At 73.5% G+C, this 18,837-nt stretch carries 21 protein-coding genes; 11 read left to right on the top strand and 10 right to left on the bottom strand.

Translation table 11 applies throughout. The features are described 5' to 3' along the window. Positions 1 to 6: 6 nt before the first annotated feature. Both J3P41_RS12325 and J3P41_RS12320 read right to left on the bottom strand, forming a co-directional pair. Positions 7 to 921: a cation diffusion facilitator family transporter gene (locus tag J3P41_RS12325; RefSeq protein WP_307861966.1), complete on the bottom strand. Its 915-nt coding sequence runs from the start codon at positions 919 to 921 to the stop codon at positions 7 to 9. A gap of 3 nt (positions 922 to 924) precedes the next feature. Continuing rightward, positions 925 to 1,614, bottom strand: coding sequence for a hypothetical protein (locus tag J3P41_RS12320; protein ID WP_210650560.1), 690 nt, complete (start codon positions 1,612 to 1,614; stop codon positions 925 to 927). 81 nt (positions 1,615 to 1,695) lie between these two features. On the opposite strand from J3P41_RS12320, the gene J3P41_RS12315 reads away from it, so the two are divergent. Together J3P41_RS12315 and J3P41_RS12310 are read left to right on the top strand one after the other, a co-directional pair. Next, entirely contained in the window at positions 1,696 to 2,406 is a 711-nt protein-coding gene (locus tag J3P41_RS12315) for a GntR family transcriptional regulator (protein ID WP_210650559.1), read from the top strand. Beyond that, positions 2,403 to 3,443 (top strand): 1-aminocyclopropane-1-carboxylate deaminase, encoded by a 1,041-nt coding sequence (locus tag J3P41_RS12310; RefSeq protein WP_210650558.1) that lies wholly within the window; start codon positions 2,403 to 2,405, stop codon positions 3,441 to 3,443. The genes J3P41_RS12315 and J3P41_RS12310 overlap by 4 nt, the downstream gene beginning before the upstream one ends. Positions 3,444 to 3,460: 17 nt before the next feature. Here the strand turns inward: J3P41_RS12310 and J3P41_RS12305 are convergent, their stop codons facing one another. From J3P41_RS12305 to J3P41_RS12295, 3 genes are read right to left on the bottom strand one after another with little or no spacing between them, the layout of a single operon-like run. Further along, positions 3,461 to 4,462 (bottom strand): cytochrome d ubiquinol oxidase subunit II, encoded by a 1,002-nt coding sequence (locus J3P41_RS12305; protein WP_210650557.1) that lies wholly within the window; start codon positions 4,460 to 4,462, stop codon positions 3,461 to 3,463. Beyond that, positions 4,459 to 5,874 (bottom strand): cytochrome ubiquinol oxidase subunit I, encoded by a 1,416-nt coding sequence (locus J3P41_RS12300; protein WP_307861965.1) that lies wholly within the window; start codon positions 5,872 to 5,874, stop codon positions 4,459 to 4,461. The genes J3P41_RS12305 and J3P41_RS12300 overlap by 4 nt, the downstream gene beginning before the upstream one ends. Before the next feature lie 60 nt (positions 5,875 to 5,934). Continuing rightward, entirely contained in the window at positions 5,935 to 6,630 is a 696-nt protein-coding gene (locus J3P41_RS12295) for an aspartate/glutamate racemase family protein (RefSeq protein WP_246861950.1), read from the bottom strand. 61 nt (positions 6,631 to 6,691) lie between these two features. On the opposite strand from J3P41_RS12295, the gene J3P41_RS12290 reads away from it, so the two are divergent. After that, the gene (locus J3P41_RS12290) at positions 6,692 to 7,294 is read left to right on the top strand and encodes a GNAT family N-acetyltransferase (RefSeq protein ID WP_210650556.1); all 603 of its coding nucleotides are present in this window, start codon (positions 6,692 to 6,694) and stop codon (positions 7,292 to 7,294) included. Between the two features lie 10 nt (positions 7,295 to 7,304). Here J3P41_RS12290 and J3P41_RS12285 read toward each other — a convergent pair whose 3' ends face one another. The 3 genes from J3P41_RS12285 to J3P41_RS12275 form a co-directional block, all read right to left on the bottom strand. Beyond that, positions 7,305 to 8,411 carry an amidohydrolase family protein gene (locus J3P41_RS12285; RefSeq protein WP_210650555.1) on the bottom strand — a complete coding sequence of 369 codons (1,107 nt, stop codon included), beginning with the start codon at positions 8,409 to 8,411 and terminating at the stop codon, positions 7,305 to 7,307. Positions 8,412 to 8,414: 3 nt separating this feature from the next. Continuing rightward, positions 8,415 to 9,509 (bottom strand): YbdK family carboxylate-amine ligase, encoded by a 1,095-nt coding sequence (locus J3P41_RS12280; RefSeq protein ID WP_210650554.1) that lies wholly within the window; start codon positions 9,507 to 9,509, stop codon positions 8,415 to 8,417. An 88-nt stretch (positions 9,510 to 9,597) separates the two neighbouring features. Next, positions 9,598 to 10,779 carry an acyl-CoA desaturase gene (locus J3P41_RS12275; protein WP_246861949.1) on the bottom strand — a complete coding sequence of 394 codons (1,182 nt, stop codon included), beginning with the start codon at positions 10,777 to 10,779 and terminating at the stop codon, positions 9,598 to 9,600. Between the two features lie 157 nt (positions 10,780 to 10,936). On the opposite strand from J3P41_RS12275, the gene J3P41_RS12270 reads away from it, so the two are divergent. The 7 genes from J3P41_RS12270 to J3P41_RS12240 all read left to right on the top strand — a co-directional run bounded on the left by J3P41_RS12270 (position 10,937) and on the right by J3P41_RS12240 (position 15,574). Then, positions 10,937 to 11,101, top strand: coding sequence for a hypothetical protein (locus J3P41_RS12270; RefSeq protein ID WP_210650553.1), 165 nt, complete (start codon positions 10,937 to 10,939; stop codon positions 11,099 to 11,101). After that, a complete protein-coding gene (locus J3P41_RS12265) occupies positions 11,098 to 11,904 on the top strand; it encodes a hypothetical protein (RefSeq protein WP_210650552.1) in 807 nt (268 codons plus the stop codon). Before J3P41_RS12270 ends, J3P41_RS12265 begins: the two co-directional genes overlap by 4 nt. Next, a complete protein-coding gene (locus J3P41_RS19310) occupies positions 11,901 to 12,392 on the top strand; it encodes a phage holin family protein (protein ID WP_210650551.1) in 492 nt (163 codons plus the stop codon). The genes J3P41_RS12265 and J3P41_RS19310 overlap by 4 nt, the downstream gene beginning before the upstream one ends. Next, positions 12,368 to 12,964: a DUF3618 domain-containing protein gene (locus tag J3P41_RS12255; protein WP_210650550.1), complete on the top strand. Its 597-nt coding sequence runs from the start codon at positions 12,368 to 12,370 to the stop codon at positions 12,962 to 12,964. Before J3P41_RS19310 ends, J3P41_RS12255 begins: the two co-directional genes overlap by 25 nt. 132 nt (positions 12,965 to 13,096) lie before the next feature. After that, a complete protein-coding gene (locus J3P41_RS12250; RefSeq protein WP_246862177.1) occupies positions 13,097 to 14,236 on the top strand; it encodes a zinc-dependent alcohol dehydrogenase in 1,140 nt (379 codons plus the stop codon). 15 nt (positions 14,237 to 14,251) lie between these two features. Further along, a complete protein-coding gene (locus J3P41_RS12245; protein WP_210650548.1) occupies positions 14,252 to 14,818 on the top strand; it encodes a hypothetical protein in 567 nt (188 codons plus the stop codon). Between the two features lie 48 nt (positions 14,819 to 14,866). Then, complete coding sequence (locus J3P41_RS12240; RefSeq protein ID WP_210650547.1) at positions 14,867 to 15,574, top strand: hemerythrin domain-containing protein; 708 nt, start codon at positions 14,867 to 14,869, stop codon at positions 15,572 to 15,574. A 212-nt stretch (positions 15,575 to 15,786) separates the two neighbouring features. Here the strand turns inward: J3P41_RS12240 and J3P41_RS12235 are convergent, their stop codons facing one another. Together J3P41_RS12235 and J3P41_RS12230 are read right to left on the bottom strand one after the other, a co-directional pair. Further along, positions 15,787 to 16,866, bottom strand: coding sequence for a putative manganese transporter (locus J3P41_RS12235; protein ID WP_210650546.1), 1,080 nt, complete (start codon positions 16,864 to 16,866; stop codon positions 15,787 to 15,789). A gap of 9 nt (positions 16,867 to 16,875) precedes the next feature. Then, entirely contained in the window at positions 16,876 to 17,796 is a 921-nt protein-coding gene (locus J3P41_RS12230) for a manganese catalase family protein (RefSeq protein WP_210650545.1), read from the bottom strand. 338 nt (positions 17,797 to 18,134) lie between these two features. Here J3P41_RS12230 and J3P41_RS12225 point away from each other — a divergent pair, with 338 nt between their 5' ends. Then, positions 18,135 to 18,827 (top strand): BTAD domain-containing putative transcriptional regulator, encoded by a 693-nt coding sequence (locus J3P41_RS12225; protein WP_210650544.1) that lies wholly within the window; start codon positions 18,135 to 18,137, stop codon positions 18,825 to 18,827. The last annotated feature ends 10 nt before the right edge of the window (positions 18,828 to 18,837 follow it).

Genomic DNA, 18,837 nt, shown 5'->3' with positions numbered 1-18,837 from the left:
ACTCGTTCAACGCTCAACCACCCGGCTTGTTCCCGGCGCGGCCAGCGACAGCACCGCGCGGACGACCTCCGGACGCTCCTCGAGCCGGTCCTCGAGCCGCTGGAGCTGCTCGGCGGCCCGACTCTCGGGCTCGTCGCCGGCCAGGTCGACGGAGCCGACCAGGAAGAGCCGGTCCGGTCCGACGTACTCCAGGTGCAGCGTGCTGACGGCGGCCACCTCCGGTCGCTCGCTCAGCCAGGCGAGCACGGCCCCCCGCAGGCGAGGGTCGGCGACCTGTCCGACGAGGAAGGCCATGTTGCGCCGCAGCAGGTAGACCGCGATCCACCCCAAGAGCAGGCCGACGAGGATCGATCCCACGGCGTCCCACACCGGCTGGCCGGTGGCCTGGTGCAGGGCGAGGCCGCTCACCGCGATGACGATCCCGGTGAGCGCCGCGGCGTCCTCGAGGAAGACCGCGCGGAGCGTGGGGTTGGAGGTCGTGTCGAGGAACGTGGTCCGGCTCTGGTCGGCCCGCCGCGCCCCCCGTCGCACCTCGCGGCGCGCCTGGGCGAAGGAGATGCCCTCGAGGACGAACGCCGCGCCCAGCACGACGTAGGCCCACAGGTAGTCAGCCTCCTCCTCCTCGGCGCCCAACGACTGGATGCCGTGGAGGACCGACACGGCGGCGCCCACCGCGAAGAGCCCGAACGCCGCGATCATCGACCAGACGTAGGCCTCGCGCCCGTGGCCGAGGGGGTGGGCGGCGTCCGCCGGCTTCTCTGCACGGCGCTCGGCCACCAGCAGGAAGACCTCGTTGCCGGCATCGGCCCACGAGTGCGCCGCCTCCGCCACCATCGAGGCCGAGCCGGTGAGGACGGCGACGATGCTCTTGAGCACCGCCAGAGTCGTGTTGGCGGCGAGCGCGATGACGACGGTGAGCACGACTCAGTCCACCCGGTCCCCCGCGTGGCGCGCCACCTCGCGGGTGAGCGCGGGGTCGTCGGCCAGGTGCGGCTGGCCGGCTCGGCTGCCGACGTACGACCGCGCGCGCAGCACGGACATCCACCGGGGCGCCAGCCACCACCCCGCCGGCGAGTGCAGCACCGGGTCGAAGGCCGGACGCTCGAGCCCGGAGCGCCCGGTGACCACGACGGTGCCCGCCTGGACGTCGCCGTCGCGGCCCACTACTCGCAGCGCGACGCTGACGGGCAGCCGGTCGACGAGGACGTCCGGCTCCGGTGAGTCGAGCCGGTCGTCGCGGACCTCCAGGACCACCTGCAGCCCCTGACCGGCCGGTGAGCGCCAGGTCATCAGGGACGTGAGCGTGGCACCCGACCACCTGCGCGCGGGGCGCAGCACGAAGCGGCGCCACCCGCCCGTGCCGGGAGCGGTGCTGCACAGGACGTCGACCGGCGGGTCGTGCAGGAGGCGCACCGCCATCCCGAGGAGGTCGGGGGCCCCGTGCGGCGTGCCGATGCCCTTGGACAGGCGGACGAGGCAGTCGACCTCGCCCTCCGGCAGCGGCCCGGGTCCTCGCACCTCGACCGTGCCCTCGTAGAGGACACCGCGCGGGTGGAAGGCGGGCGCGGAGCGCAGGAGGGCGAGCGCCTGGAAGGCTCTCTCGACGAACGGCATGGCCCCCTTGTACCCCGTCGGGGCCGAGTTCCTGCGCGCCGTCGCTTGACGGAGTAGCGCCGCCGATGTGCAATATATTGCATGCCCGTCCCCGTGGAGGCCGCTCCGCTCCGTACGGCACTGCTTCGCGACAGCGTCCACGACCGCCTCCGGGACGCGATCGTCGACGGCACCCTCGCTCCCGGCGAGGTGGTGCGCGACACCGAGCTCGCCGCGTGGCTCGGCGTGAGTCGTACGCCCGTGCGCGAGGCCCTGCTCCGGCTCGGCGAGAGCGGGCTGGTCCGCTCCGCGCCCGGTCGGTCGACCGTCGTCGCCGACATCGACCTGGACGAGGTGCGCGCCGCCCACGCGGTGGTGGTCGCCATGCACCGGCTCGCGGTCGCCGAGGCGGTCGCCCGCCTCACCACGGCCGACCTCGACCGGATGCGCGAGGCCAACGACCGCTTCGCCGCCGCGATCGCAGACCGCGACACCGGCGCCGCGCTGGCTGCCGACGACGACTTCCACGCCGTCGCGGTCCGGGCCTCGGGCAATCGCGCCCTCGCCGCCGTGCTCGACCAGTACAGCCCCGTCGTCCGCCGGCTCGAGCGCCGCCGCTTCGCCTCGCACGCCGGCGTCGAGTCCGTCGAGCTGCACGCGCGACTGGTCGAGGCCTGCGCGGCCGGTGACGTCGAGGCCGCCGCCGGCGTGGCCGAGCGCACCTGGCACGGCCTCGCCGACCTGATCCCCGACACCGATCCGCCCACCGACCCACCCCTTGCCCCGCCCACCGACCGTCCGGAGACCCCGTGAACCTCGACCAGTTCCCCCGCCACCAGCTGACGTTCGGCCCCTCCCCGGTCCACCACCTGCGCCGGCTCAGCGAGCACCTCGCGAGCCGCGGCGGCGGTGCCCAGGTGTGGGCCAAGCGCGAGGACGTCAACAGCGGTCTGGCGTTCGGCGGCAACAAGGTCCGCAAGCTCGAGTACATCGTCCCCGACGTGCTCGCGAGCGGCGCCGACACGCTCGTCTCCATCGGCGGCTACCAGTCCAACCACACCCGCCAGGTCGCCGCCGTCGCCGCACACCTCGGGCTGAAGTGCCGGCTGGTGCAGGAGAAGTGGGTGCCGTGGGACGACCCCACCAACACCCAGGTGGGCAACATCCTGCTCAGCCGGATGATGGGCGCCGACTCCCGGCTGGATCCGCACGGCTTCGACATCGGCATCCGCGACTCGTGGAAGGACGCGATCCGCGAGGTCGAGGAGGCGGGCGGCACGCCGTACGCCATCCCGGCCGGGGCGAGCGAGCACCGCCTCGGCGGTCTCGGGTTCGCCAACTGGGCCTTCGAGGTCGCCGAGCAGGAGAAGGCGCTCGGCGTCACCTTCGACACGATCGTCGTGTGCACCGTGACCGGCTCCACCCACGCCGGGATGATCGCCGGGTTCGCCGCGCTCGAGGACCTCACCGGCGTACGCCGCCGCGTCCTCGGCATCGACGCCAGCGCGACGCTGGAGAAGACCCGCGACCAGGTCGCACGGATCGCGCGCCACACCGCCGAGCTCATCGAGCTCGGTCGCGACCTGCGCGACGACGAGATCACCGTGCTCGAGGGGTGGGCCGGCGAGCTCTACGGCGTCCCGGTCGACTCGACGATGGAGGCGATGGCCCTCGGCGCGCAGCTCGAGGCGATGATCACCGACCCGGTCTACGAGGGGAAGTCGCTCGCCGGCCTGATCGACCTGGTCGTCGGCGGCGAGATCCCGCGCGACTCGCACGTCCTCTACGCCCACCTCGGCGGACAGCCCGCGATCAACGCCTACCACTCCCTCTGGCCCGCGCAGGGCTGAGCGTCACGCCGCTCGACCTAGTGCTCTGCCCAGGACTCCGACTGGGTCAGCCGGAACAGGTACACCAGGGGCGGGAGCACGACCACGCACGCGAGGCCGACCACCACCAGCAGGCCGGCGAGCGTGGCGTCCGCGCCCGCGGCCTCGGCGATGGTCACCTCGTCGACCAGCAGCCAGGGGTACTGGCCGATGCCCCATCCGCTGACGACCGCCGCCACGGCGAGCACCGCGGTGACGCGTGCCTGCGAGAAGCGGCGGCGCAGGAGCAGGACGAGCGTGGCGAGGCCGCAGATGCCGGACAGGATCACGAGCGGTGCGGCGCGGCCGGTGAGCCCGTCGGCGAGCGTGGGAGCGTCGCGGGTGATCGGCACGAGCGCGGCGAAGACGACGGCGCCGGTCACCGTGCCGACCGCCAGCGTGCGCCGGCGCAGCGTCTCGGCGAGCGTCGTACGGCCGGCGCGCCGGGCGTCCGCGGTGAGGAAGACCCCCGCGAGGAAGGCGCACGTGCCGACGGCGATGACGCCACCGAAGGTCGAGGTGGGGTTGAGCCACGACGACCAGAGGTCACCGCGACCCTCGGCCGGCACCCGCCCGGAGGCGATGGCCCCGGCGACGGCGCCGAGGAAGTACGGGGTCAGCAGCGACGAGGCGGCGAACACCGCACCGTAGAGCCGCGCCTGGCCGATCGTCGGGGCGAACTTGCGGAACGCGAAGGCCGCACCGCGCAGCACGATGCCCAGCAGCGCCAGCAACATGGGCACGATGAGGGTGCTCATGGCGCTTGCGAACGACTCGGGGAACCCCGTCCACCACATCACCAGCACGTAGATCAACCAGACGTGGTTGGCTTCCCACACGGGACCGATGCTGTGGTCGACCAGCGTGCGCAGCTCCGCGCCCCGGCGGGCGCCGCCGGCGGTGAGGTCGTAGAAGCCGGAGCCGAAGTCGGCGCCGCCGAAGAGGGCGTAGGCGAGGACCCCGACGAACAGGGCCGCGGCCACGGCGAGCTCGAGGCTCACGACGACCCACCCGTACGCCGGTCGCCACCGGCGGCGGAGGCCTGCGGCCCGTAGGGACTCGGCAGGTCCTGGTCCCCCGCCCGCCAGCGACGGGCCATCGAGCGCAGCACCACCACCGCCCCGACGGTGAGCAGGCTGTAGAGGGTGGCGGTGGCCGCGAGGAGGAGCCACAGCTGCGGGTTGTCGCCTGCGGCGTCCGAGGTGCGCAGCACCCCGTAGACGACCCACGGCTGGCGCCCCACCTCGGTCGCGATCCAGCCCGCCTCGAGGGCGACCACGGCGAGCGGGCCGGCGGCCACGGCCGCACGCAGCGCCCACCGGTTCGCCAGCGGGTCGCGCCCACGCCAGCGCAGGAACCAGTAGAGCAGCACGGCGGCGGCCAGCAGCGTGCCGATGCCGACCATGGTCTGGAACGCCACGTGCGTCACGTTGACCGGCGGCCGGTCGGCCGGCGCGATGGTCTCCAGCCCCTGGACCGGCTCGGTGAACGAGTTGCGCGCAATGATCGACCCCAGTCGGGGGATGTCGATCACGTAGCGCACCTCGCCGTCGATGAGCAGCCCGCCCAGGCGCAGCGGCGAGGGACTCTCGGTCTCGGTGGCCAGCTCGAAGGCCGCCAGCTTGGCCGGCTGCGTGTCGGCGATGCGGAGCCCCAGGACGTGACCGACGAAGGGCTGGACCAGCGCGGCCACGGTCGCGAACGCGAAGGGCACGGTGAATCCCAGCCGGTGGTGGCGGTCGCGTCGCCCCCGCAGCATCCCGGCGGCGTAGACGCCCGCCACGGTGAAGCCGACCACCATGTAGGCGGCCACCCACATGTGCGCGAACTGCAGCACCGCGCCGGAGCTGAACAGCACCGCCCACGGCTCGACGTCCACGACCTCGCCGTCCACCAGCCGGAAGCCGACCGGCATGTTCATCCAGGCGTTCACCGACACCACGCAGTAGGTGCCGACCACCCCGGCGAGGGCCATCGGGACCAGCATCAGCAGGTGACGCTTGGGCGGGATGCGTCCCCAGCCGTAGAGGTACAGGCCGAGGAAGATCGCCTCGACGAAGAACGACAGCCCCTCGAACGCGAACGGCAGCCCCAGGACGTCGCCGAAGGGCCCCATCAGCCCCGGCCACAGCAGTCCCATCTCGAAGCTGAGGACCGTCCCGGACACGGCGCCGATCGCGAACAGCACGGCGCTGACCTTGGCCCAGCGCTTCGCCAGCTCGAGGGCCGTGTCGTCGCCGCGGTACACCCCGCGCCAGTGCGCGACGAGGATCATCGCCGGCCACGCGACCCCGAAGCAGGCCAGGATGATGTGCCAGCCCAGCGACAGCGCCATCTGCTGCCGCGCCGGCATCAGGCCGGCCGGGTCGGCGACCCACGGGCCCTGCGCCAGCTCCCACCACAGCACGTCCACGCCTCCGACGGTAGCCAACCGTGCGAGCGACCGGGCTCCGGGGGCGAGACTCCAGGCGGCTCAGGCCAGCGCGAAGTCCACGGCCGCCCGGGCGTGCAGCTGGGTCGTGGCGAACACGGGCACGTCGACGTCGTCCGGACCGATCAGCAGCTCGATCTCGGTGCAGCCCAGGATCACGCCGGCGGCGCCGCGGTCGACCAGGCGGCGGACCACATCGGCGTACGCCGCACGCGACTCCTCGCGGACCACGCCGAGCACCAGCTCGTCGTAGATGACGTCGTGGACCAGCGTCAGGTCGTCGGCCTCGGGGACCAGGACGTCCAGGCCGTGACCGCGGAGCCGGTCGGCGTAGAACGGCTGCTCCATGGTGAAGCGGGTGCCGAGCAGCGCCACGCGGTCCACACCGGCACGGCGCACCGCCTCGGCGGTCACGTCGGCGAGGTGCAGCAGCGGCACGTCGACGGCGGCCTCGATCGCGTCCGCGACCTTGTGCATCGTGTTGGTGCACAGCACCAGGCACTCGGCGCCGGCCGCCTCGAGGGACCGGGCCTCCTCGGCCAGGCGCGTCCCGGCCGTCGCCCAGTCACCGGCGACCTGGAGCTTCACGATCTCCGCGAAGTCGACCGAGGCCAGCACCAGCCGCGCGGAGTGGAATCCCCCGAGCCGGTCGCGGACCTCCTCGTTGACCAGCCGGTAGTAGAGCGCCGTGCTCTCCCAGCTCATCCCGCCCAGCAGTCCCATCTTGCGCATCGTCATGACAACGATCCAAGCGGAACCGCGGCCCGGCGCGCTGCCGAATTATCGCTACCGTGGACGCATGGCCGCGACGCCACTCGCCCGGACCGAGCGCTTCACCGTCCATCCCGCCACCCATGCGCGCTTCGACGACGTCCGCACCATGGTGGGCCCCAAGAACCCGGCCGCCAACGTGTGCTGGTGCCTGAGCCACCGCATCCCGGCCACGCAGAACCGGTCCCTCGCGGGCGCGGCGCGCGCGGCCTACGTCGAGGCGCTGACCCGCAGGCCCACGAAGCCCGGCGTGCTCGCCTACGACGGTGACGAGGTCGTCGGGTGGGCGGCCGTCGCCCCGCGCGCCGAGCTCCCCTTCGCCCGCTCCACCAAGATCCCCCACGTCGACGACCAGCCGGCGTGGTCGGTGTGGTGCATCCGGGTGCGGCCCGGTCACCGCGGCAGGGGCATCTCGCACGTCCTCCTCGAGGGCGCGGTCGCGTACGCCGCCAGCCGGGGCGCGCCGGTGGTCGAGGGCTACCCCGTCGACAACCGCGGGGAACGGGTCGACCTGACCATGGCCTACGTCGGCACGCGAGCGCTCTTCGAGGCCGCCGGCTTCGAGCTCGCCGCCCGGACGACAGCCACCTCCGGCGGGTTCCCGCGCGTGCTGATGCGACGCACGACCTGATCGCCGCGGCTCACGGCAGGGGCGCCGCCGGGGTGCGCGCCACGACGGCCGCGGCCGAGACCAGGTCCCACCCGGGGGCGAACGAATTGCGCCGGGGCAGGTGCTCGTGGTGCTGCTCGTAGAGGTCGAGCAGCCGCAGCACCGAGGCCAGCACGTCGGCATCGGGGTCGTCGGCGGGCACGTCGCACGCGTGCCGGGCGACCGTCAGCGGCACCTCGGGCTCGAGGCCGCGCTGCATCGCCTCGAGGGCGGCAAGCAGGTTGGTCGAGACCACCTCGAGGAAGGGACCGACCTCGCGGGCCTCCCGTGCGGGTGCGGGCCCCAGGTCGAGCGGGTCGAGCCCCTCGACGATCCGGGTGGCCTGACCACCGAGGACGGACGCGACCTGCTGCGGGTCGAGACCTGCCTGCCAGGCGCAGCGCCCGGTCGACATCAAGGCGTTGACGGGCGTGCTGTAGGGCAGGTCGCTGGCCGCCAGCACCCGCCCCGGTGGGACGAGGCGGAACAGGGCCAGGAGGTTCGCCGGCGTCCACCACGAGGTGTCGAAGAAGAGGTTGGGCACCTCGCTCACCCGACGGTGCAGGTGACCCAGGTCGGAGAGTGCGCAGTGTGCCAGCACCAGCCGGAGGTCCGGCCATCGCTCGCACGTGGCCAGCACGTCCGTGCGCACCGAGTCGACCTCTGGCCCGGCGTGCACGAGCACGGGGAGCCGGCGCTCGTGCGCGACGGAGAACACCGGCGCCAGCCGCGGGTCGGCGAGGTCGAGGTCGTCGCTGGACACGTGCAGCTTGATGCCCTTGGCCCCGCCGTCCAGCAGCCCCTCCAGGGCGTCGACCTCGTCGGGGACGACGCGCACCAGTGCGTCGAGGCGCCCCTCGCTGCGCTTGGCCGCGTCGAGGCAGGCCGCGTTGGGCGCGCGGTAGTCGCTGTCGGGCTCGGACAGCGGGAACACCAGCGCCCGGGCCCGGGCGGCATCCAGCGCGACCTGCAGCTCCTCGACGGTCGCGGTGACCGAGTCGCTGTCGCCGACGTGGGTGTGTACGTCCAGCACGGGACCCACCGGCAGGGCGTCGCGCAGCCGGTCGTACCACGGCTGCACCAGGTGGTCGGCGTACACCCGTCAGCCGTCCAGGTCCGAGGTGCGATCCGCGAGGTCCGCCAGCAGCGCCGGCATCCCGTGCTCGGCGACGAGACGTCGCTGCCGCTCGGGCTCGCCCGGACGGGCGAGCATCGCCTCGACGGCGTCCAGTGGCGCCGCCAGCCCGTCGCCCGCCAACGCCACGCGCGCGTCGGCCAGGACGCGGGCCGCCACCTCGCGCAGCGGCCGGAGGGTCCGGTCGACGTCGACCACGCGTGTCTCGAGGCCGTAGCGGCTGGCACGGTGGTCGTTGACCGCGAGCACGTCGTCGGGCAGGTCGGCGGGATCCGGCGACTCCACCGCGCAGCGGGCGATGCCCTGCACCAGCGCGGTGAGGCCGGCCACGACCGACAGCGGGGCCACCGCGTCCATCATCCGCACCTCGAGCGTGCCGAGGAGCGGGCGCGGGCGCATCTCCCACCAGACGTAGGTGTGGTCGGGCGCCTCCGCCGCCTCCAGCACGGACTCGGTCCGGGTGACGTAGTCGTCCCACGTGCGCAGCAGTGGCGGCACCGTGGTGCGCGGGTAGGAGCGGATGATCGCCGAGCGGGCGGACGCGAGCCCGGAGTCCATGCCGTGCCAGTGCGGCGAGCCGGCGGCCAGCGCTCGCAGGAGCGGCACGTGGTGGCGCAGCCCGCGGTAGGCCAGCATCGCCGTCTCGGGGTCGGGCAGGCCGACGTGCACCTGCAGTGCGGCGGTGGGCGTGCGCAGCAGCCCGGCGTACTCGTCGACGATCCGGTCGTAGCGCGGCGACGAGGCCAGCACGGCGCCACCGACCGGCGCGGTCGGGTGCACGCCGGCGGCGAGCAGGCGGGCGCCCTGCGCCATCGCCGACGCGCGCAGCCCGCGCAGGGACCGCGCGGCGTCCTCCGCCCCGAGGTGGACCGGCGTGTTGAGCTCCACCTGGTCGACGTAGACCTCGCCGGTGAGAACCCCGTGGGCCGAGGAGGCGACCATCGAGTCGACGAGCGCGGCTCCCCCGGTGCCGAGCAGCTCGCCCGCCTCGTCGACGAGCATCAGCTCCTCCTCGACGCCGACGGTGAACTCACCGCCGCCGCGGAATGGGGGCACGCGCACCCGCTCAGTCTTCACCCGCACCTCCGTGGCACATGCTCCGGTCATGGGCCGAGGTGCCCCGCCGCAGACGCGCACATGCGCGCGGGCCCTACCGTGCCACGCGCCGCCCGCGCGGCGGGAGCGACAGGCGGAGCACCTTGTGCCAGGCGCTCGCCACCTGCCGGAGCAGGGGCGCGCTGTGGTAGCTCAGCCCGTGCCGCTCGAAGAGCTCGCGGACCGGTCCGGCGACCTCGCGGTAGCGGTTGCTCGGCAGGTCGGGGAACAGGTGGTGCTCGATCTGGTGGGACAGGTTGCCGCAGAGCACGTGGAGCAGCCACGGACCGGAGATGTCAGCGGAGCCGAGCATCTGCCGGACGTACCAGTGTCCGCGGGTCTCGGACTCGTCGAGGTCGTCGACCTCGAACGTCTCGACCCCTTCGGGGAAGTGCCCGCACATGATCACCGAGTGGCTCCACACGTTGCGCACGAGGTTGGCCACGACGTTGGCGCTCAGCGTGCTGCGCGCGGAGCCGGTCGGCGCCGACAACAGCGGGTGCAGGACGTAGTCGCGCACCGCGTTGCGGGCGACCCGGCGCCCCGTCGTCCTCATCTCGGCCTTCTGCTCCGCGGAGAACCCCCTGCCCGAGCGCAGCGAGTCGCCGAGGTCGAGGTCGTACATCGCGATGCCGTACTCGAAGATGCACGCGTTGACCAGGTTCCACAGCGGCTGCGCGAGGTGGCGCGGGCGCCACTCCTGGGCCTCGTCGACGCGCAGGATCCCGTAGCCGAGGTCGTTGTCCTTGCCCAGCACGTTGGTGTTGACGTGGTGCCGGTCGTTGTGGGCGCGCCGCCACTGCTCGGGCGCCGAGGCGTGGTCCCACTCCCACGTCGAGGAGTGGATCCGCGGGTCGCGCATCCAGTCCCACTGCCCGTGCAGCACGTTGTGGCCGATCTCCATGTTGTCCAGCACCTTGGCCAGCGCGAGCGAGCCCGTGCCCAGCCACCAGGCGGCACGGTGCCGGCTCACCAGCAGCACCACGCGGCCGGCGACCTCCAGTCCCGCCCGGACGGCGATCAGGCGACGGATGTACGCCGCGTCGGCGGCGCCGCGCGAGTCCAGCACCTGCTCGCGCAGGGTGTCGAGGGTGCGCCCGATGTCCTCGACCTCGGCGTCGGTCAGGTCGGCGTACGAGCGGTGGCTGGGACGGCCGGACGCCTGCTGGCCGGCGCGGGCACGAGTGTCCTCACCTGCCTGGTCGGGTGCGTGCTGCAAGAAGACGGCCATGGGCATGCAGTGCCCGTCGCGGCCACCGCGCATGCGCAGCAGCCCGGTGGGCACCGGAAGGCATGAGCACCTGCACAGCGGCCGGCGCACCGGGAGCGCGCGCCGGTGCCCGAAGGGGTGGTGCGGGTGGAGTGCATCCGGCACGGGTGGGTACGGGGCGCCCATGACCGACGAGACCCGCAACCACGACCAGGATGCCGAGCCGCCCACGCCGGACGGTCAGGAGCCGGACACCGGTCAGCTCCGACCGGACTCCGAGCCGGCGAGCGATCCGGACCCCGACCCGGACGCAGGCACGAGCCAGAACCGACACGAGGAGGACGCATGACGACGTACGGCAGCGAACAAGCAAGCAGCACGGGCGACAGCAGCACCACGGACAAGGCCAAGGAGGCAGCCTCCACGGCCGCCGACCAGGGCAAGCACGTGGCCGGCACCGCCAAGGACGAGGCGCTCAACGTCGCCAGCACGGCCGCGCAGCAGGCACGCAGCGTGGTCGGTGACGCACGCCAGCAGCTGACCAGCCAGGTCTCCGAGCAGGCCACCACCCAGCGCGACCGGCTCTCGGAGACCCTGCGCACCCTGGGCGACGACCTCGAGCAGATGGTCGAGCAGGGCCCCGGCCAGGGGCTGGCCACGGACCTGGCCCGCGAGGTCTCCGACCGCGTGCGCACCCTGGGCAGCCACCTCCAGGACCGCGAGCCCGGTCAGCTCCTCGACGACGTCCGGGACTTCGCCCGGCGCCGCCCCGGCACGTTCCTGCTCGGCGCACTCGCCGCGGGAGTCGTGGCGGGACGCGTGTTCCGTGCGACCGCCGACGGTGCGGCCGCCGCCTCGCTCGCCGAGTCGAGCGGCACGACCGGATACGGCACCACCGGCACCACCAGCACCGGAACGACCGGCACCGGCACGACCGGCACCGGCTACGGCACCGGGGTCGGCACGGGCCCGATGGGCACCGCCAGCGGCGCCGCTCCCCTGACCAACGAGCCGTCCACGACGGCCAGCACCGACCGTCCCGGCACGACCGGCTACGACACTCCCGTGCCGTCGCCGACCCTCACCACGCCGGCGAGCACGGACTCGACCACGTCGGGCCTGCCGGGCCAGCGCACCCAGGACACGCCGTGACCGGGCCGTCGGGCATCGACCCCGTCCTCGGCACGGCCCCGGCCGAGCCCCTGCCGCCGACCACGCCCGCGGCCGGGTCCACCGCGGCGGGCGGCGCCCCGGGCAGCGGCGACGACCGCAGCCTGGGACAGATCGTCGGCGACCTGACCCAGGACCTGACCACGCTGGTGAAGCAGGAGCTCGAGCTGGCGCGCACCGAGCTCAAGGAGGAGGCCGCCAAGGCTGGAAAGGGTGCCGGGATGCTCGGCGGCGCCGGCGTGGCCGGGCTGCTGACCCTCATCCTGGCCTCCTTCGCACTGTCCTACCTGCTCGACAACTGGATGCCTGTCGAGCTGGCGTTCCTGATCACCACCCTGCTCTGGGCCGCCGTGGCCGCCGTCCTGGCCGCACGTGGGCGCACAGAGCTGAAGAAGGCCAACCCGCAGCTGCCGGAGACGCAGCAGACACTCAAGGAGGACGCAGCATGGGCCAGAGCACAGAAGAACTGAGCGGCGACATCGCCCAGACGAGGCAGTCGATGACGGCCAACGTGGACGCCCTGCAGGACCGGGTGAGCCCGTCGGCCATCGTGGAGCGGCGCAAGGAGGCGGCTCGCAGCCGCGTCCTCGGCGTGCGCGACAAGGTCATGGGCACCGCCGGCAGCGTGCGCTCCTCCGCGTCCAGCGGCGCCGGATCGACCAAGGAGTCGGCCCTGGGTGCCGTCGACTCGGTCAAGGGCGCGGCCACCGGCACCGTCAGCGGTGCGCAGGACAAGGTGCAGGGCGCTCCGCTGGCCGCGGGCCTGGTCGCCTTCGGCGCCGGGATGATCGTCTCGGCCCTGATCCCGGCCTCGGAGAAGGAGGCCGTGGCCGCGGGCCACGCCGTCGACGCGGCCAAGGAGCACGGCCAGCCGGTCATGGACCAGGCCCGCTCGCTCGCCCAGGACGTGGCCCAGGACCTCAAGGGGACGGCCGTCGAGGCCGCTCAGGAGGTCAAGGACGCCGCGACCGAGGGCGCGCAGAACGTCAAGTCCGAGGGACAGTCCGGGGTGGACGAGGTCCGCTCCCAGACCAGCTCCTGATCGACATCGCTGCGCCGGTCCGCCGAGGCGGGCCGGCGCAGCGCCACCCGTCCAGCCCAGCCAGGAGCCCCATCCCAGCAGGAGCTCCATCCAGCAAGAACTCCATCCCAGCCAGGAGGCACCGTGCGCGCCATGGTCTACCGCGGTCCCTACCGCGTCCGCGTGGAGGACAAGCCCCGGCCGGTCATCGAGCACCCCAACGACGCCATCGTCCGCGTGCAGCTGGCTGCGATCTGCGGCTCCGACCTGCATCTGTTCCACGGGATGATGCCGGACACCCGGGTCGGTCACACGTTCGGCCACGAGTTCGTCGGGGTCGTCGACGAGGTCGGTCCGTCGGTGCGCAACCTCTCGGTCGGGGACCGGGTGATGGTCCCGTTCAACATCTTCTGCGGCACGTGCTTCTTCTGCGCGCGCGGGCTGTACTCCAACTGCCACAACGTCAACGCCAACGCCACGGCCGTCGGCGGCATCTACGGCTACTCGCACACCACCGGCGGCTACGACGGCGGCCAGGCGGAGTACGTCCGGGTGCCCTTCGCCGACGTGGGCCCCGCGATCATCCCGGACTGGCTGGACCCCGAGGACGCGCTGCTGATGACCGACGCGCTCGCCACCGGCTACTTCGGTGCCCAGCTCGCCGACATCCGCGAGGGCGACACCGTCGCCGTGCTCGGCGCCGGACCGGTCGGCCTGTACGCCGCTCGGAGCGCCTGGCTGATGGGAGCCGGCCGGGTGGTGGTCATCGACCAGCTCGGTGAGCGCCTCGAGAAGGCGCGGACCTTCGCGCACGCCGAGGTGCTCGACTTCACCGAGGTCGACGACGTCGTCGTGGCGATGAAGGAGCTGACCGGCCACCTCGGGTTCGACCGGGTGATCGACGCGGTCGGCGCGGAGGCCGACGGCAACATGACCCAGCACCTGACCTCGGCGCGCTTCAAGCTGCAGGGCGGCTCGCCGATCGCGCTCAACTGGGCCATCGACGGCGCCCGCAAGGGCGGCACGATCTCCGTGATGGGCGCCTACGGGCCCATCTTCAGCGCCGTGAAGTTCGGCGACGCGCTCAACAAGGGCCTCACCCTGCGGATGAACCAGGCCCCCGTGAAGCGCCAGTGGCCCCGCCTGCTCGAGCACATCCGCAACGGCTACCTCAAGCCCAACGACATCGTCACCCACCGCTTCGGGCTCGAGGAGATCGCTGAGGCCTACCACGTGTTCTCGGCCAAGCTCGACGGCTGCATCAAGCCGGTCATCGTCCTCGACGGCGACTGAGGAAGGACTCCCCCCGTGCCCTACACCGCTGACAAGCCCGCGCTCCCGGAGACCCCGGACCAGCTGCGCGCCCGCATCCCCGGCTGGGGCGCCGACCTGGACCCGGCCGACCGCCCGTCGTACCCCCGCGAGGTCCTCGACCTCGGCGCCACGGGCGCGCACTGGGACCTGCCCGAGGACCAGCCGGGCGGCGAGGGCCGCGAGCGCTCGATCGAGCACGGCCGGCTGACCCCGGTCTTCGGCACCGCCCAACCCCTCCACGGGCTCTCCGGGGCGGTCCGCCGCTACGCCTACGCCCGTCACAGCGAGGCCAAGGCCGCGCACTGGCTGCTGCTGATCGCCGCCGACCGCATCGACGTGGCCGAGCACGCCGCCCGCTCGTTCGCCACGCTGCGCCCCGACAACCCGATCACCGAGACCGGGATCCGCGCCGAGCTCACCCACGGCGGCCTGCGCTCGCGCCTGGGGCGCGGTCGCTCCGACATCCGGCACCATGCCCTGGATCCGGTGGTCAACGGCGCGCCCTGGGCACTCGGCGCCTACGCCGCCTGGCGCGCCGTACGCGCCCTCCGTCGCCGCTGATCCGCTCGGGCGGCGTGTGCCGGCGCGCTCCATCGGGTACCGGGCCGCATGACGTCACTCGCCCACCAGGACACCCGTCAGCTCGGCGGCCCCCTGAGCATCCTGACCCGTCAGAAGCGTGACCACGAGCGGCTCGACCGACTGCTGCAGCAGCTCGACCGCAGCGCGCCCGGGATCGAGGAGCAGGCCACGCTCCAGGCCATCGCCCGCCTCGTGTTCCCGCACGCGTTCGCGGAGGAGGCGGTGCTGTGGCCGGCCGCGCGCCGCGTGCTGCCCGACGGTGAGGCGCTGACCCTGCAGGTCGAGCAGGAGCACCAGGAGATCAACGAGCTCTGGGCCCGGCTGGAGGACCTCCCCTCCGGCACCGCGGAGCGCCGCGAGGTGCTCGAGAAGATCGCGACGGTCCTGCGCGAGGACGTCCGCGACGAGGAGGACGAGCTGCTCCCGCGCCTGCAGGACGCCCTCGGCGTACGTCGGCTGCGGCTGCTCGGCGTGGCCTGGGAGGCGGTGCGGCGTACGGCGCCGACGCGTCCGCACCCCGTGGTCGCGCGGCGCCCACCCGGCAACGCGCTCTCGGCGGTGCCGCTCAGCGTGCTCGACCGCAGCCGCGACGCGCTCGACGCGAGCGGCCGCCGGCTGCCGCACCTGCACGCCCGCACCTCACGGGCCAGCCACCGCCTCGCGTCCGTGGCCGGCCGCATCGAGCACGCCGGCCCGTTGCGCCGGGGCGAGGACCCCTCGACGCACCGCGACTGAGCGGTCCACCGCGTGCCGTGCCTGTCGTCGCGCGACCACGACGGCCACCAGCACGACCGCCATGGCCGCACCCCACGACGTCGCGGTGAGGGCGCTGCATGCTGCCAGGAGCAGGTGCAGGCGGTCGGTGGCGCTCAGGTCGAGGTGCCGGTGGTCCAGCCGGTGGCTGGGCACGCGGACGATGTGCTGGGACATGGGGACTACCTCCGGGATCAGGTGAGGACGAGGAAGGCGAGCCCCACCACCAGGGCGGGGATCGTGGTGAGCACCGTCGCGACGAGCGCGGAGCGGTGCTCGAGGGCCAGCAGCGGCAGCAGTGCGTCGCCGTCCTGGCTGATGGTGTTGGCGACGAGCGTCGCCAGAGGCATGCCGCCGGCGGCGAACATGCCCACGAAGACGATCTGGACCGCACAGCCCGGCACCAGCCCGATCAGCGCGCCGACGACCACGCCGGCCAGGCCCAGGACGGGCAGGGTCGACCCGTCGAAGCCGGTGAGATGCGTGACGAGGGCCCAGGCGACGTACGCCACCGCGACCCACACCGTCACGAACGCCACCTCGTGGCCGCCGTGCCGCAGCACCGCGGCGAACGAGGTCTCCCCCGCACTTCCCTCGTCGTCGTCGGCCAGCTTGCACCCGCCGCGGGCGAACACGACGATCGCCACGGACGCGCCGATCACGCCCAGCACGAGGTAGAGCGCCGCGGGGTCGAGGAGCTGGAAGGTCACGGGCAGGCTGACCGTGGCGCCGCCGCCGATCGCCAGCCACAGCAGGACCGGCAGGACGCCGACGTCGTGCAGGGCGAACGTCGGCCGGGGCAGCACCGGCACCCGCGGCGCCGCAGGGCGCGGCGCGGGGCGGCCGGCCGAGGCGGCCGGGACCCGGCGCCGCGGCGCGATGCCCACGGCGTCGACGAGCCAGCCTGTGCAGGCCCCCACGACGAGGAGCAGGGCCTTCAGCTGGACCGTCAGCCACGGGTCGTGCGCCAGCAGGACCCATGACGCGTCGCCCATCGTCGCCACGAGCGCCGCGATCGCGGACCCGAACGACACCGCCCCGCGCCCGTACGCCGCCATCACCACGATGGCGCCGCCGCAGCCGGGCGGCATCGTCAGGGCCGCCGCCACCAGCGGGGCCGCCGCCCGACGCCGCTCGAGAGCGGCGTCGAGGCGGTGGCCCCACCGGCAGCGCGCCCAGCCGAACGGCGCGATCATGAGGGCGACGAAGACGCCGACCTGCATGAACGCGTCGGCCAGGGGGCGGAGCAGGAGCTCGGTCAGCGCGACGGACATGGCAGCCGCTCACTCGCCGGGAGTGAGCTTCTCCTTGGCCTTGTTCATCAGGTTCTGCGCGCCCTGGGCGTAGGCACCACCGGCGGTGCCGGGCTTGCCGGGGCCCTTCGAGCCGTCGTACGTCGAGAAGTGCAGCGGGTCCGGTGCGGGGAGCTCCTGCACGTCGTCGGTGAGCGCGCGACCCTCCTCGAAGCGGATCTCGCCGTCGCCGACGAGCGTGGCGCCCTGGGCCCAGCGTCCCTCGTGCGCGGTGCTGCCCTCGTGGAAGCTGTAGAACACGCTGGCGTGCTCGGAGGCCTCCTCGTCCTTGCGCGAGTCCTCGAGGCCGTCGGTGTGGCCGTCCTCGATCAGCTGCTCGATGCCGAGCAGCCACTGCTGCTGGTGGAAGGTGTCGCGGGCCAGCGCGAAGGACAGCGTCTCCTTCACGCCCGGGTCGTCGGTCATGCCGATGAGGCGGGACACCTGGAGGCGACCCTGCGCCTCGGCGGCGACGTTGTGGCGGAAGTCGGCGAGCAGGTTGCCGCTCGCGACGATGTACCCGGCGTTCCACGGCACGCCCTGGCTGTTGGTCGGCATCGCGAAGCCGCCGCTGACGATGGCCTGCTGGGGGTTCTGCCCGCCGAGCACCGCGGCCAGCGCCGGGTTGGCCGCGGCGGCCTCGGCCTGGGTCTCGGCCGGCGCGCCCTCGAGGAGGCGGGCCAGCAGGGTGGTGAGCATCTCGACGTGGCCGATCTCCTCGGTGCCGATGTCGAGGATCATGTCCTTGTACTTGCCGGGCGTGCGGCAGGCCCAGCCCTGCCACATGTACTGCATCATCACGGTCATCTCGCCGAACTGGCCTCCGATGACCTCCTGCAGCTTGGCGGCGTAGAGGGCGTCGGGACGCTCGGGCTTGGCGCTCCACTGGAGCTCCTTGGTGTGCCTGTACATGTCGTTCCTCTCGTCGTGGAGCGCCGGTCGCCCCAGGTGCCCCACGCTTCCGGCAGGCCGTTCGGTCGTCGTGACGGTGGCGACTGCTGTGGCGACCCCGCGGCGACTCGCCGGCGGCCCGGTGGCGTCCCCGCGTCCGCACGGTGGGCGCACGGTCCGCGCACGGTCCGCGTACCGGGCGCGCGCGGTCGGCGCCCATGCCGCGTCACGGTCGCGTCACGGACGCGCGCATGAGCGTCGTGGCGAGGGGCACTGTGGCGGGACGGCACGGCTATCCGGGGAGGCGGAAAGTGGCGCTCACGGCACGACTGAACCTGCTGGGAGGGTTCCGGCTGGAGATGGACGGACAGCCGCATCCGGTCCCGGCCAGCGCGCGCCGGCTGCTGGCCCTGCTCGCGGTGGTCCATCAGGGCCGGCGGGCCTCGCGCACCGCCCTCGCCGAGATGATGCGGCCCGACTCCGACCCGGCCCGGGCGACGTCGACGCTGAGGTCGGTGCTCTGGCGACTGCCGCGCGATCGCGGCCGGGCCCTCGTCCTCGGGGACGCTCTCGAGGTGTGGCTGCATCCCGAGCTCGGGGTGGACCTGTGGGAGGCCGAGGCGCAGGCGCAGCTGCTGTGCGGCCCCACCGCGCCGCCGGTCGAGGAGCTGCCCGACCTGTCACTGCTGACGCAGGACCTCCTGCCGAGCTGGCACGACCAGTGGCTCACGGTCGAGCAGGAGTCGTTCCGCCAGCGCCGCCTGCATGCTCTCGAGCGCGGAGCCGACCTGCTGTGCCGGGCCGGGCGCTACCACGACGCCCTGCGTGCCGGGCTGGGCGCCGTGCGCGCGGAGCCGTTGCGCGAGAGCGCGCACCGGCGGGTGATCCAGGTGCACCTCGCCGAGGACAACCACGCCGAGGCGCTGCGCCAGTACGACCACTACCGCAGGCTGCTGGCCGACGAGCTCGGCCTGCCGCCGAGCGACACGATCCGCCGGCTGGTCGCGCCGCTGCTCGGCCGCCCGGTCGACCTGGCGGTGGGCCAGGACTGAACCGGCCCTC

It is taken from the genome of Nocardioides sp. SYSU D00065 (genome assembly GCF_017916425.1).
Classification (GTDB): Bacteria; Actinomycetota; Actinomycetes; order Propionibacteriales; family Nocardioidaceae; genus Nocardioides.
This window is presented reverse-complemented; position numbering and strand designations above follow the sequence as displayed.

Excerpts from the sequence above, each read along its gene's own strand:
- J3P41_RS12320 (WP_210650560.1), bottom strand. The coding sequence starts at position 1,614 with ATGCCGTTCGTCGAGAGAGCCTTCCAGGCGCTCGCCCTCCTGCGCTCC.
- J3P41_RS12315 (WP_210650559.1), top strand. The coding sequence starts at position 1,696 with ATGCCCGTCCCCGTGGAGGCCGCTCCGCTCCGTACGGCACTGCTTCGC.
- J3P41_RS12295 (WP_246861950.1), bottom strand. The coding sequence starts at position 6,630 with ATGACGATGCGCAAGATGGGACTGCTGGGCGGGATGAGCTGGGAGAGC.
- J3P41_RS12290 (WP_210650556.1), top strand. The coding sequence starts at position 6,692 with ATGGCCGCGACGCCACTCGCCCGGACCGAGCGCTTCACCGTCCATCCC.
- J3P41_RS12275 (WP_246861949.1), bottom strand. The coding sequence starts at position 10,779 with ATGCCCATGGCCGTCTTCTTGCAGCACGCACCCGACCAGGCAGGTGAG.
- J3P41_RS12270 (WP_210650553.1), top strand. The coding sequence starts at position 10,937 with ATGACCGACGAGACCCGCAACCACGACCAGGATGCCGAGCCGCCCACG.
- J3P41_RS12265 (WP_210650552.1), top strand. The coding sequence starts at position 11,098 with ATGACGACGTACGGCAGCGAACAAGCAAGCAGCACGGGCGACAGCAGC.
- J3P41_RS12255 (WP_210650550.1), top strand. The coding sequence starts at position 12,368 with ATGGGCCAGAGCACAGAAGAACTGAGCGGCGACATCGCCCAGACGAGG.
- J3P41_RS12250 (WP_246862177.1), top strand. The coding sequence starts at position 13,097 with ATGGTCTACCGCGGTCCCTACCGCGTCCGCGTGGAGGACAAGCCCCGG.
- J3P41_RS12240 (WP_210650547.1), top strand. The coding sequence starts at position 14,867 with ATGACGTCACTCGCCCACCAGGACACCCGTCAGCTCGGCGGCCCCCTG.
- J3P41_RS12235 (WP_210650546.1), bottom strand. The coding sequence starts at position 16,866 with ATGTCCGTCGCGCTGACCGAGCTCCTGCTCCGCCCCCTGGCCGACGCG.
- J3P41_RS12230 (WP_210650545.1), bottom strand. The coding sequence starts at position 17,796 with ATGTACAGGCACACCAAGGAGCTCCAGTGGAGCGCCAAGCCCGAGCGT.
- J3P41_RS12225 (WP_210650544.1), top strand. The coding sequence starts at position 18,135 with ATGGACGGACAGCCGCATCCGGTCCCGGCCAGCGCGCGCCGGCTGCTG.